Source organism: Micromonospora sp. NBRC 110009, from assembly GCF_030518795.1.
Lineage (GTDB): Bacteria > Actinomycetota > Actinomycetes > Mycobacteriales > Micromonosporaceae > Micromonospora.
This window is the reverse complement of sequence record NZ_CP130427.1, coordinates 1640661-1653198: the sequence shown is the minus strand read 5'-3', so window position 1 is coordinate 1653198 and position 12538 is coordinate 1640661. Positions and strand designations below refer to the sequence as shown.

General features: G+C 74.4%; 12 protein-coding genes. 6 read left to right on the top strand and 6 right to left on the bottom strand.

The window, feature by feature from the left end; translation table 11 throughout:
- Positions 1-134 precede the first annotated feature (134 nt).
- Together Q2K19_RS07870 and Q2K19_RS07865 are read left to right on the top strand one after the other, a co-directional pair.
- On the top strand, positions 135-1442 hold the full coding sequence (locus Q2K19_RS07870; protein ID WP_302772338.1) for a S1C family serine protease: 1308 nt from the start codon (positions 135-137) through the stop codon (positions 1440-1442).
- A 71-nt stretch (positions 1443-1513) separates the two neighbouring features.
- Positions 1514-1939, top strand: coding sequence for a Sec-independent protein translocase family protein (locus tag Q2K19_RS07865; RefSeq protein WP_302768921.1), 426 nt, complete (start codon positions 1514-1516; stop codon positions 1937-1939).
- Positions 1940-2075: 136 nt separating this feature from the next.
- Here the strand turns inward: Q2K19_RS07865 and Q2K19_RS07860 are convergent, their stop codons facing one another.
- From Q2K19_RS07860 to Q2K19_RS07850, 3 genes are all read right to left on the bottom strand, one after another.
- Positions 2076-3224, bottom strand: coding sequence for an Mrp/NBP35 family ATP-binding protein (locus Q2K19_RS07860; RefSeq protein ID WP_302768918.1), 1149 nt, complete (start codon positions 3222-3224; stop codon positions 2076-2078).
- 176 nt (positions 3225-3400) lie between these two features.
- On the bottom strand, positions 3401-4009 hold the full coding sequence (locus tag Q2K19_RS07855; RefSeq protein WP_302768915.1) for a DUF1003 domain-containing protein: 609 nt from the start codon (positions 4007-4009) through the stop codon (positions 3401-3403).
- Complete coding sequence (locus Q2K19_RS07850) at positions 4002-5288, bottom strand: magnesium transporter MgtE N-terminal domain-containing protein (protein WP_302768913.1); 1287 nt, start codon at positions 5286-5288, stop codon at positions 4002-4004. Before Q2K19_RS07850 ends, Q2K19_RS07855 begins: the two co-directional genes overlap by 8 nt.
- 33 nt (positions 5289-5321) lie before the next feature.
- On the opposite strand from Q2K19_RS07850, the gene Q2K19_RS07845 reads away from it, so the two are divergent.
- Both Q2K19_RS07845 and Q2K19_RS07840 read left to right on the top strand, forming a co-directional pair.
- A complete protein-coding gene (locus Q2K19_RS07845; protein ID WP_302768910.1) occupies positions 5322-6191 on the top strand; it encodes a PhzF family phenazine biosynthesis protein in 870 nt (289 codons plus the stop codon).
- 73 nt (positions 6192-6264) lie between these two features.
- Positions 6265-6798 carry a hypothetical protein gene (locus tag Q2K19_RS07840; protein WP_302768909.1) on the top strand — a complete coding sequence of 178 codons (534 nt, stop codon included), beginning with the start codon at positions 6265-6267 and terminating at the stop codon, positions 6796-6798.
- Positions 6799-6867: 69 nt separating this feature from the next.
- Here the strand turns inward: Q2K19_RS07840 and Q2K19_RS07835 are convergent, their stop codons facing one another.
- Positions 6868-7569, bottom strand: a complete 702-nt coding sequence (locus Q2K19_RS07835) for an HAD family hydrolase (protein ID WP_302768907.1) — start codon at positions 7567-7569, stop codon at positions 6868-6870.
- 97 nt (positions 7570-7666) lie between these two features.
- Between Q2K19_RS07835 and Q2K19_RS07830 the strand changes: the two genes are divergently transcribed.
- Together Q2K19_RS07830 and Q2K19_RS07825 are read left to right on the top strand one after the other, a co-directional pair.
- Positions 7667-8632: a DMT family transporter gene (locus Q2K19_RS07830; RefSeq protein ID WP_446839680.1), complete on the top strand. Its 966-nt coding sequence runs from the start codon at positions 7667-7669 to the stop codon at positions 8630-8632.
- Positions 8633-8691: 59 nt separating this feature from the next.
- A complete protein-coding gene (locus tag Q2K19_RS07825) occupies positions 8692-10875 on the top strand; it encodes an APC family permease (protein WP_302768901.1) in 2184 nt (727 codons plus the stop codon).
- Between the two features lie 3 nt (positions 10876-10878).
- Here Q2K19_RS07825 and Q2K19_RS07820 read toward each other — a convergent pair whose 3' ends face one another.
- Together Q2K19_RS07820 and Q2K19_RS07815 are read right to left on the bottom strand one after the other, a co-directional pair.
- Positions 10879-11595: a GNAT family N-acetyltransferase gene (locus Q2K19_RS07820; RefSeq protein WP_302768898.1), complete on the bottom strand. Its 717-nt coding sequence runs from the start codon at positions 11593-11595 to the stop codon at positions 10879-10881.
- Between the two features lie 47 nt (positions 11596-11642).
- On the bottom strand, positions 11643-12467 hold the full coding sequence (locus tag Q2K19_RS07815; RefSeq protein ID WP_302768895.1) for an SDR family NAD(P)-dependent oxidoreductase: 825 nt from the start codon (positions 12465-12467) through the stop codon (positions 11643-11645).
- Between the last annotated feature and the right edge of the window lie 71 nt (positions 12468-12538).

Below are 12538 nucleotides of genomic sequence, written 5' to 3'. Positions count from 1 at the left end.
CGCCGGTGGCCTCCCCGAGACGATCACGGTGGGCAACCCCTGACCGGGTCCGGGCATCCGTGCAATCCTGGACGTGTCCCGTGTGCCACGGCCGGCCGGCTCCGCCGGCCCCGGCGCGGGACATGCGGGACGGACTGGGAGGCACCGACGTGACCGACGGCTGGGACTGGCGCCAGCCCGGCGGGACCCCGGCACCGGCGGGACGGCCGGTGCCCGGAAGCCCGCCGCAGGGCGCCGGGGGCGGCAGCTCGCCCTGGTGGTCCGACGCGCTGGCCGACCCGTGGCGCGACCCGTACGCTCCCGCGGCGGTGGTGGTGCCCGCAGTCCCGGCCGACGCCGGGGGCGAACCGGAGCCGGTCACCGACCCGGACGCGCCGCACCGGCCGGGATTCCGGCAGGTGGTGCTGATCTCGCTGATCACCGCCCTGCTCGCCGGCTCGCTCGGCAGCGCCCTGACGTACGCCCTGGTGCGCGGCGGAGGCGCGGTCCCCACCCTGGGCGCGCAGTCCGGTCAGGCCCCGGCGCTCGCCCAGCGCAAGCCGGAGTCGCTGGCCGGCGTCGCCGAGAAGGTACTGCCCAGCGTGGTGACCGTCCGGGTGGCCAGCCTCGGCGGCACCAGCGAGGGTTCCGGCTTCGTGGTCAGCGCCGACGGGCACATCGTCACGAACGACCACGTGGTCTCCGGCGGCCCCGGCAAGGCCACCGTGATCTTCAACGACGGCAGCACCGCGCCGGGCACCGTGGTGGGGCAGGACCCGGAGTCGGACATCGCGGTGATCAAGGTGGCGCGCACCGGGCTGAAGCCGGTGGAGTTCGGCGACTCCGACGCGCTCGCCGTGGGCGACCCGGTGCTCGCCATCGGCTCGCCGCTCTCCCTGGCGAACACCGTCACGGCCGGCATCGTGAGCGCCCTGGACCGCACCATGCAGGCCGGTGAGCCGGGCGGCCCGACGCGCTACTACGCGGCGATCCAGACCGATGCGGCGGTCAACCACGGCAACTCCGGCGGCCCGCTGGTCGACTCCGCCGGCCGGGTGGTCGGGGTGAACTCGACGATCAAGTCGCTGGTCGCCGACGGCCAGGAGGCGGGCAACATCGGGCTCGCCTTCGCCATCCCGATCAACCAGGCGAAGCGGGTCACCGAGGACATCATCGGCACCGGCAGGGCCCGGCGTACGGTGATCGGCGCCCAGGTGGGCGGCACCGGCGTGACCGGCGGGGGCGTCCGCCTCAACGCCGTCGAGCCGGCCGGGCCGGCGGCGGCCGCCGGGCTGCGTACGGGGGACGTGGTGCTCCGGCTGGACGGGCACCCGCTGACCGACCCGACCGACCTGGTGGCCCTGGTGCGCAAGTACGCCCCGGGTTCGGTGGTGGCGGTGGAGTACCGGCGCGGGTCGAGCCGGCAGAACGCCTCCGTGACGCTCGCCGCAGACGCGAAGTGAGCACGGGTCACCCCCTCCCGGTCGGCCGCCTCACGTGCGTAGTCTTGCCCTGACACGACGAGGAGGCCGGAGTGTTCGAGAACCTGAACTGGTGGGAGATCGGCGCCCTGCTGCTGCTGGCGCTGCTGATCTTCGGTGACCGGCTGCCCGCCGTGATCAACGATGGGCTACGGATGGTCCGCAACCTGCGGAGCATGGCCCGGAACGCCACCGGCGACCTGAGCCGCGAGCTGGGCACCGACATCCAGCTGGAGGACCTGCACCCGAAGGCCTTCATCCGGAAGCACCTGCTCAGCGAGGAGGACGAGCAGGCCATCCGGAAGCCGCTGCAGGGCATGTACGACAACCTGCGCTCCGAAGTCACCGGCGTGCACGACGAGCTGAAGGACGTGGCCAAGGCGGCCGACGTGCGCACCAACGGCACCCGCCCGGCCACCGCCACCGGCGGCTCCATCCCGGCCCCGGCCCCCCGCCCCAGCTACGACGACGCCACCTGATCCCCGGCCCGCCCGCCGCCGTTGATCATGAAACTGGCGGCGCGACACGCCAGGCCGCTCGCCGCCCACTTCATGATCAACGAGACCGACCCTCCTCGGCCGGGGGCCGGAGAGGGTCGGTGGGGGAGGGTTGAGGTCAGCGGCCGGCGGGCTTGAGGCCCAGCGGCTTGCCGAGCAGGGACTCGCGGCGCACGGCGAGCCGGTCGGCGACCTGGACCAGCGCCTTCGCGGCCGGGGCTTCCGGCTGGGCCAGCACGATCGGGGTGCCGGCGTCGCCGCCCTCGCGCACCCGGGTGTCCATCGGGATCTGCCCCAGCACCGGCACCTGCGCGCCGATGGTCCGGCTCAGCGACTCGGCGACCGCCTCGCCGCCGCCGGCGCCGAACACCTCCATCCGGGAGCCGTCCGGCAGCTCCAGCCAGGACATGTTCTCGATGACGCCGACCACGCGCTGGTGGGTCTGCAGGGCGATCGCGCCGGCCCGCTCGGCCACCTCGGCGGCGGCGGTCTGCGGGGTGGTGACGACCAGGATCTCCGAGTTCGGCAGCAGTTGGGCCACGGAGATGGCGATGTCGCCCGTGCCCGGCGGCAGGTCGAGCAGGAGAACGTCCAGGTCACCCCAGTAGACGTCGGCGAGGAACTGCTGCAGCGCCCGGTGCAGCATCGGGCCGCGCCAGACGACGGCCGCGTTGCCCGGGGTGAACATGCCGATCGAGATGACCTTCACGCCGTGCGACTGCGGCGGCATGATCATGTCCTCGACCCGGGTCGGGGCGCCCTCGGCGCCGAGCATCCGGGGCACCGAGTGGCCGTAGATGTCCGCGTCGACCACGCCGACCGAGAGACCACGGGCGGCCAGCGCGGCGGCCAGGTTGACCGTGACGCTGGACTTGCCGACGCCGCCCTTGCCGCTGGCCACCGCGTAGACCCGGGTGCGGGAGCCGGGCTGGGCGAACGGGATGACCGGCTCGGCGGTCGCGCCGCCGCCGCGCAGCTTGGCCTGCAGCTCCTGCCGCTGCTCGGGGCTCATCACGCCGAACTCGATCTCGACGCCGGTCACCCCGGGCACCGCGCCGACGGCGGCGGTGATGTCGGTACGCAGCTTGTCCCGCAGCGGGCAGCCGGCCACGGTGAGCAGCAGCTCCACGCGGACCACGCCGTCGTCGCCGACCTCGGCGGAACGGACCATGCCGAGCTCGGTGATCGGCCGACGGATCTCCGGATCGTTGACGGTGGCCAGCGCGGCCTGGATCGCGTCGGAGACGGTGCTGACGGGTGCTGACATGCCCGCAATGCTACGTCGGTGGTCATCGGCGACCGCCGCTGGCCGGGGGCGGTGTGAGCGAATCGATGGCGCGCCCGAGGGCTGGACGGGTCGCGCCGCGAAGTGGGACGATTGAGGCGAACGCCGCTCGCCTGGCCCCTTGAGGCGCGCGGCGTTCAATATTGTCGGCGGCCCGTTCAGCCCTCGAAGCGCCCGTCGTGGGCGTAGTCGCCGTCCAGGTCGTCGCGGGGCTCGTCGAGCGGCTCCCCGCCGGCCGGCCGCCGGGGCTCCCGCCCCTGCTGCCGGCGCTCCAGCTTCCGCCGGCGCTCCGCCGCCTCGTCCAGCTCCTCGGCCAGCCGAGCCAGCTCCGAGCGGAGGAAGTCCCGGGTGGCGACCTCGCCCATCGCGATGCGCAGCGCGGCGATCTCCCGGGCCAGGTACTCGGTGTCGGCCTTCTGCGCGGTGGCCCGCCGCCGGTCCTCCTCCAGCGCCACCCGGTCCCGGTCCGCCTGCCGGTTCTGCGCGAGCAGGATCAGCGGGGCCGCGTACGACGCCTGGAGCGAGAGCACCAGGGTCAGGAACGTGAACGTGTACGGGTCGAAGCGCAGGTTCGCCGGGGCGAGCGTGTTCCACAGGAACCAGGCCGCGAGGACCAGGGTCATGTAGACGAGGAAGTTCGCCGTACCCATGCCCCGGGCGATCCCCTCGGACACCCGGCCGAAGGTCTCCTGGTCGATCCGGGGCAGCCGGAGCCCCCGGGGCGCCCGCGGCTGGTCCAGCCGCTCGGCTCGTCGCTGATCAGCCATGGGTGCCGTCCAGGGTCTCCTCGTCGGTGGCGGGCGCGGTCGGCACGGCGTCCCGCTCCCGCCAGTCGGGCGGCAGCGAGTGGTCCAGCACGTCGTCCACGGTGACCGCGCCGACCAGCCGGTTGGTCCGGTCCACCACCGGCATGGCGACCAGGTCGTAGGTGGCCATCCGGCGGGTGATCTCGGGCAGCGGGGTGGTCGGCCGGAGCGGGTCGATGTCGTTGACCACCACCCCGCCGAGCAGGTCGGCCGGGGGCTCGCGGAGCAGCCGTTGGAAGTGGACCATGCCCAGGTAGCGCCCGGTCGGCGTGGTCAGCGGGGCGCGGGCCACGAAGACCTGCGCGGCCACCGCCGGGGAGAGCTGCGGCTCCCGGATCCGCGCGAGGGCCTCGGCCACCGTGGCGTCCGGCGGCAGGATCACCGGCTCCGAGGTCATCACGCTGCCGGCGGTGCCGGAGGCGTAGCGGAGCAACTGGCGCACCGGGTCGGCCTCGTCCGGCTCCATCAGGTCGAGCAGCACGTCCTGCTCGGGCGGGGGCAGCTCGTTGAGCAGGTCGGCCGCGTCGTCCGGGTCCATCTCCTCCAGCACGTCCGCGGCGCGTTCCCGGTCCAGCGCGGCCAGGATCTCCACCTGGTCGTGCTCGGGCAGCTCGCTGAGCACGTCGGCCAGGCGTTCGTCGTCCAGCGCCGCCGCCACCTCGTTGCGCCGGGCGTCCGGCAGGTCCTGCAACGCGTTGGCCAGGTCGGCCGGGCGCATGTCCTCCAGCACCGCGAGCAGGTTCGCCGTACCCCGGGCGTCGCCGAGGCCGCCGAGGCCGCGTACCCGGTCCCAGTCCACCTGATGCAGGTGGCCGCGGCGGGTGAGGCGGCTGGTCTGCTCGCGGACCGCGACCCGGCTCAGCGACCACTCGCCGCCCCGGCTGCACTCCATCGCCACGTCGACCACCGTGCCGGCCTGCCCGGTGTCGAGCTGGACCCGGCGGTCCAGCAGCTCCTGGAGCACCAGCACCTCGTTGGGGCGCTTCTCGAAGCGGCGCAGGTTGAGGGTGCCGCTGCCGAGCACGACCGCCCCCGGATCGATGGAGGTGATCCGGTTGATGGAGAGGAAGATGCGCCGGCGCATCGGCATCTCCGCGACCAGTCCCACCACCTCCGGCGGGCGCTGGGTCGGCCGCATCCGGGCGACCGCGTCACGGATCCGGCCCACCTGGTCACCGTTCGGGTCGAAGACGGCGACTCCGGCGAGTCGAGCGATGTAGACCCGGTTCGGCGTGCTCACGGGCACCAGCCTAAGGGCCTAGTGTTTATCAACATGTCGACCTTGGCCTACGAGATCGTGGACGTCTTCACCGATCGCCCCTTCGCCGGCAACCCGCTGGCGGTGGTGTTCGGCGCCGAAGGGCTGGCCACCGAGCAGATGCAGGCGCTCGCGTTGGAGTTCAACCTGTCGGAGACGGTGTTCGTGCTGCCGCCGACCCAGGTCGGCGCGACGTACCGGGCGCGGATCTTCACCCCGGCCGACGAGCTGCCGTTCGCCGGTCACCCCAGCGTGGGCGCCGCGGTGACCGCCAGCCGTCGCGGGCTGTTCGCGGCGGGCCGGGTCACCCAGGAGTGCGGTGCCGGGGTGCTGCCCATCGAGGTGACCGCCACCGGCGCGACCCTCACCGGCGGCACGCCCACCCTCGGTCCGGAACTGGATCCGGAGCCGCTGCTGGAGATGGTCGGCCTCACTGCCGCCGACCACGCCGGCCCGGCACCCCGGGTCGCCGGCTGCGGCCTGGAGTTCCCCTACCTTCCGGTACGCCCCGACGCGGTCGCCCGCGCCCGGATGAACGCGGCGGCGGCGGAGCGGTACGGCGTGGAGCATGTCAGCGTCTTCTCCTGGGACGCGGCCACGCAAACCGCGCACGCCCGGGTCTTCGTGCCCGGGCTCGGCGTACCGGAGGACCCGGCCACCGGCTCGGCCGCCCTCGGCCTGGGCGTCTGGCTGGTCGCCAGCGGCCTGCTGCCCGGCGACGGCCGCGCCGAGTACGCGATCCGCCAGGGCATCGAGATCAACCGGCCGTCGGCGCTGGCCTGCACGGTGACCGCCGCCGGCGGGGTGGCGCTGGGCGCGACGGTCAGCGGCCACGTGATGCCGGTGGCCCGCGGTGAGATCGCCGTCCCGCCCTTCGTGGGCTGACGTGCAAGGAAGGGCCCCTTCTTAACGCCTGCGGTAGAGCAGGGGCCCCCTGTTGACGGTCCGGACGGCGGGGATGCGGGAGGATGCCGGAGTGAGCGACGAGGTGGACGAGCGGGTCAGCACGCCCCTGGTGGACGAGGCGGTGAAGAAGGCGGCCGTCTGCTGGGTGAGCGTCGGCGGCGGCCCGGCGTACGGGCTGTGGTGCCTGCCGCTCGACGGCGCGCTCCTGGTGGTCACCGGTCCCGGCGAGCAGTCCGCGCCCGGCCTGGCCGACGCGGACGCCGCGGAGGTGATCCTGCGCGGCGACCACGGCGGCCGGATCGTCACCTGGCCGGCCCGGGTGACCCGGCTCCGGCCGGGCACCGAGGAGTGGGACGCGGCCGCGCCGCTGGTCGCGGCGAAGCGGCTCAACGCCTCCGGCCCCACCGCCGACCTGGTGGCCCGCTGGGCCGAGCGGGGCTGCGCGCTCAACCGGCTGAGCCCGGCGGGCACGCCGGTCGCCGGCGCCGACCTGCCGGCCGACTCGCTGGCCGAGCCGCCCCGGCCAGCGCCGGTGGTCCAGGCCACCCGCAAGCCGTTCCGGCTGCACAAGGTCCGCCGCCGCTGAGCGTGCCACCGGCGTGAGAAGGGTTCCCCTCTCTACCGGACGCGTTAAGCAGGGGCCCTTCCTTACCCCTCACCGCACCGGCGCGGGGAGCGGGTCGAGCAGGTCGAGCAGTTCGGCCAGCGAGGTGAGGAGCGGGCCGTGCCAGGACCGGTCCGCGTTGAAGACCATGTGGTCGGCCAGGTCCGGCGCGGCGAGCCGGACCGCGGTCATGCCGGCCCGTTCCGCGCCGGTCAGCTCCTGGCTGCCGCCGTCGCCGACGTAGAGGCAGTCGGCCGGGGTGAGGTCGAGCCGGTGGCAGGCGGCCAGGTAGAGCGTCGGGTCCGGCTTGCAGCACCCGACCTGGACCGAGAAGACGCGTACGTCGAGCAGTGGCGCGACCGCGAGCTGCGGCAGGAACGCCGGCAGCTCGTGCGTGCAGTCGCTGATCAGCCCGGTGCGGACACCCCGCCGGCGCAGCGCGGCCAGCACCGGCACGGCCTCGTCGCGCAACCGCGTGTCGGCGCGTACGGCCCGGTGGCGGGAGGCGACAGCGGCGCGGACCGTCGCGTCGGTGGGGTGCACGCCGAGCTGCGCGCAGACCCAGCGCAGGGTCGCCTCGGCGTTGCCGAACCGTCCGCTGGCCCGCTGGTAGTAGGTGCGGTCGAGCACCTCGGTCAGGGTGGCGGCCGGGCAGCCGAGCAGCTCGGCGGTGACCTGGTGGGCCGGGCCGCGCTGGACGCAGCGGGTCAGCGTGCCGAAGAAGTCGAAGAGCACGGCCTGGTACCTCGGCATGAGGGAGCGCCTCCGGACGTCGAGGGGAGGATCGCCGGGACGCGCATGATCGTAACGGAACCCTGACGGTCGGTGGTGTCCGCTGTTCGTGTGAGGATTGCTCTCCGTGTCGTCCGCTCCGTACCGCCCGCCGCTCGACGCGCTGACCGTCGGCGCGCTCGCGCTGGCCGTCTCCGCCGTCTCCTCGTCCGCCCCGCTGGTCGCCTTCGCCGCCGCGCCCGCGCTCGCCATCGCCTTCTGGCGCAACCTGCTCTCGCTGACCGTGCTCGGCCCGTTCTCGCTGGCCCGGCGGCGGGACGAGTTCCGCGCGCTGACCGTCGGGGCCGGCCGCCGGGAGGGGCTGTACTGCGTCCTGTCCGGGGTGGCGCTGGCCGCGCACTTCGCCACCTGGATGCCGAGCGCGCAGCTCACCTCGGTCGCCGCGGCCACCGCGCTGGGCGCCACCCAGCCGGTGTGGCAGGGGCTGATCGCCCGGTGGCAGGGCCGGCGGCTGCCGGTGGCGGTCTGGGCCGGCATCGCGGTCGCCGTGTTCGGCGCGGCGCTGGCCACCGGCGCCGACTTCACCGTCTCCGGCCGGGCGTTCGCCGGTGACCTGCTCGCCGTCGCCGGTGGCATGTTCGCCGCGGTCTACACCGCCTTCGGCGAGCGGGCCCGGGCCACCATCAGCACCACCACCTACACCACGATCTGCTACGGCGTCTGTGCGGCGATCCTGCTGGTGCTCTGCCTGCTCGGCGGGGTGCGCCTGCACGGGTACCCCCCGACCACCTGGCTGGCCATCCTCGGCCTGGTCGCCGGCGCCCAACTGCTCGGCCACTCGATGTTCAACTACGCCCTGCACCGGGTCTCGGCCACCACGGTCAGCGTGCTGATCCTGCTGGAGGCGCCCGGCGCGGCCCTGCTCGCCTGGGTCTGGCTCGGTCAGCTGCCCCGTGCGCTGGCGCTGCCCGGGCTGGCCCTGCTGCTGGCCGGCGTGGCGGTCGTCATCGTCGGTGGCGCCCGCGCCGGCCGCCGCGCCGAGCCGGTCCCGCTGCCCGCCGACGCCGCCCCGCTCGCCGACTGACAGCGCGCTTTTCCCGGAAAGCCCGGACCGGGCGGCCGCTTTCGGTGAGAGTGCGGAGAATGGGGGCGCGAGCGGAGCGGCGGGGTGACGGTGAGCCCGATCGGGGCACGCTCGTCACGCCCTCGGCCGAGTTTCCGCCGCTCAAGCCCGATGAGCGGGCGGTGCTGAGCCGGATCGGGGAACGCTGGCGCACCCCCCGCCGGGCGGCGGAGCTGCCCCTCGACCCGAGCCTGGGTCGCAACCGGCCCGGCCCGGCGCCGACCCGGTTCGGGCGGCTGACCCCGATCGACCTGTTCACCGTGGAGGAACCGGGCGAGCTGTGCACCACCGCGCCGGCCCACCTGCCCGGCTCCCGCGCCGGGCGGGCGCTCACCCGGCTGCGCCGGGCGCTGTTCGGCCCGCCGCTGTCCAGTTCCGCCGTGCTCTACGAACGGATGCGGAAGCTGGTCGCCCTGCCGATCCTCTCCTCCGACCTGCTCAGCTCGGTCGCGTACGGGCCGGAGGCGATGCTGGCCGTGCTGGTGCTCGCCGGCACGGCCACGCTCGGGCTCTCCCTGCCGCTGGCCGCCCTGCTGGTGGTGCTGATGGTCGCGGTGGGGCTGTCCTACCGGCAGACGATCCCGGCGTACCCGCACGGGGCGGGCTCGTACATCGTGGCCGGGGACAACCTGGGGACGACGGCCGGGCTCATGGCGGCGGCGGGGCTGATGCTCGACTACGTGCTCACCGTGTCGGTGTCGATCGCGGCCGGGGTGCACGCGGTCACCTCGGCGCTGCCCGGGCTGACCCCGATCGCCGTGCCGCTCGGGGTGCTGGTGATCGCCGTGCTGCTCGCCGGGAACCTGCGCGGGGTCCGGACCGCCGGCAACCTCTTCGTCCTGCCCACGTACGCCTTCGTGGCCGCGGTCCTCGCCCTGCTGGTGGTCGGCTACGTCCGCGCGGCGACCCGAGGCTTCGCGCCGGTGCCGCCGCCGCCGGTGCCGGCGGCGGAGGGGCTGGGCCTGCTGCTGGTGCTCCGGGCGTTCTCCTCCGGCGCGGTGTCGATGACCGGCATCGAGGCGGTCTCGAACGCCATACCCGCGTTCCGCCCGACCGAATGGCGCAACGCCCGCACCACGCTCGGCTGGATGGTCGCCATGCTGGTGCTGCTCTTCGCCGGGCTGGTCGGCCTGATCCACCTGAACGGGCTGGTGCCCCGGCCGGACCAGACGATCCTGTCCCAGCTCGGCCGGCTCACCTTCCCCACCGGCCCCTGGTACGCGTGCCTGCAGGCCGCCACCGCGCTGATCCTGCTGCTGGCGGCGAACACCGCCTTCAACGACTTTCCCCGGCTGCTCTTCTTCATGGCCCGAAACGGCCACGCACCCCGCCGGTTCCTGCATCTCGGGGACCGGCTGTCGTTCAACAACGGCCTGGTCGCGTTGGCCCTGGCCGCGGCGCTCATCTTCGTCGCGTTCGGCGGGCACACCGAGTCGCTGATCCCGCTCTACGCCGTCGGCGTGTTCCTCGCCTTCACGCTCTCGCAGGCCGGCATGGTGGTGCACTGGCGCCGCCACCGGGACCCGGGCTGGCGGCACCGGCTGGTGCTCAACGCGGTCGGCGCCACGCTGTCCGGGCTGGTGCTGCTGACCGCCGCGGTCGGCAAGTTCAGCGAGGGGGCCTGGGTGGTGGTGATCGCGGTGCCGGCGCTGGTGCTGATCGCCCGCCGGATCCACCACCACTACACCGTGCTGGAACACGCCCTGGCGCTGCACCCACCGCCGCCCGCCGAAGCCCCGCCGGGTGGCGCGCCGCCGGGACCGGCGGGCTCCGCCGAGGGCGAGGAACTCCCCCAGGAGGTACGCCACCTGGTGATCGTGCCGGTGGCCCGGCTGAACCGGGCGTCGCTGCGCGCCATGGCGTACGCGGCGTCGCTGGGCCAGCCGACGCTGGCGGTGCACATCGCTCCCGAGGAGGCGGAGGCGGACCGGTTCCGGGAGCAGTGGCGGGCCTGGGGCGACCACCTGCGGCTGGAGACGATCGTGTCGCCGTACCGGTCGGTGGTCGGGCCGCTGGCCCACTACCTGGATGCGCTGCACGCCGGCCGGCCGGACCTGACGCTGACCGTGATCGTGCCGGAGGTGGTGCTGCGCCGCCGCCGGCACCGGCTGCTGCACAGCCGGGTCGAGCAGCGGCTCCGCGCCGCCCTGCGGTCGCTGCCCGGCGTGGTGGTGACCAGCGTCCCGGTGCACGTCTCCGAGTGACGCTCAGACGTCGCGGACCTCGAGGACCCGGGTGGTGGGTGCGGCGTCGCCCAGCCCGGCCCGGAGCGCGGCACGCGCGGGGTCGGCCAGGAACGCGTCGTAGCCGGCCCGCGCGGCGAACCGGATCACGTGCACCTCGGTCTGCCCGTCCCCGGTGCGCAGCCGCCGCTCCAGCCGGCCCCCGTGCCGCCCGAGCAGGGCGAGCACGGCGTCCTCGTACCGTCGGCCGATCTCGGCGTCGGCGCTCAGGTCGACCAGCGCGACCACCTGGAGCACCCCGGCCGGGTCGTCGACCAGCGACTTCCAGAACTGGTGGTCGACGTGGCCGCCGGGGATGCCGTCGCGGATCCCGGTGTCGGAGTAGCCGTGCCGCCGGTAGAAGTCCGGGGCCTGGAACGAGAACGAGGCCACCGAGATCTCGGTGCAGCCGCGCCGCCGGGCCTCCTCCTCGGCGGCCCGCAGCAGCCGCTCGCCCCAGCCCGCGCCCCGCTGGTCGTCGCGCACCCACACCATGTTGATCCCGGCCCGGCCGCCCCAGGTCCAGCCGGTCAGCCCGGCCACCAGCTCACCGTCGGGGTCGACCACCCGCACCGACAGGTCGGTCTCGTCGTCGGCGCCGGTGGCGGCGTTGTTGAATGCGGTCAGCTCCCGTTCCAGCCGGGCGGACAGTTCCGCGTCCGCGCCGCCGACGTGCAGGCTCGCTCCTTCGTGGTCGGTCATGCGGCGGAGTATCGCAGCGGACCGGCCCCGCCGGCACCCGGAAACGGCTAGGCGTCGAGGCCGACCGCGCGGGCGCTCGTCGCCCACAGCCGGGCGGCCAGCGCGGGATCGCTCGCCTTGGACCGCGGCCGGTGGGGCCGCCGGTCGGCGTAGTAGCCGCCGCTGACCAACCGGGACGGGTCCTGGTTGGCCAGCCAGACCAGGGTCTCCGCGCCCTTCTCCGGGCTGCGGAACGGCAGCAGCCGCATGCCCAGGGCGACCAGCCTGCTCTCGTTGCCGAACCGGGTGTGCACCACGCCCGGGTGGAACGAGTACGCCGGCACCTCGGGCCAGCGCCGGGCCGCCTCGGCGGTGAAGAGGATGTTCGCCTGCTTGCTGGTGCCGTACGCGCGGAACGGGCGGTAGTGGCGCAGGGCCGAGTTCAGGTCGTCCGGGTCGAGCACGCCGCTGCGGTGTGCGTCGGAGCCGGTCACCACCATCCGGCCGATCCGGTCCCGCAGCAGGTTGCTGAGCAGGAACGGGGCGAGGTGGTTGGCCTGCATGCTCAGCTCGAAGCCGTCGACCGTGCTGACCGGCTGGAGCACGATCGCGCCGGCGTTGTTGGCCAGCACGTCGATCCGGTCGTACGCGGCGCGCAGCTTCTCGGCGAGCCGGCGCACGTCGTCGAGGACGGCGAAGTCGGCCCGGAACAGCTCCGGTCGCTCCCCGCTGGCCTCGCGCACCCGGTCCCCGGCGGCCTGGAGCCGGGCCGGGTCCCGCCCGACCAGGACCACCTGGTCGCCGCGGCGCGCCAGGTCGGCCGCGGCGGCCAGCCCGATGCCCGAGCTGGCCCCGGTCACCACCACGATCCGACGCTCAGTGAGATCTTCCACAGGTCCATTCACCCCGGTCACGGGACGAGGTTACCGTGGCGTCACAACGCCCTTTGGGATCGTTAAGTTCT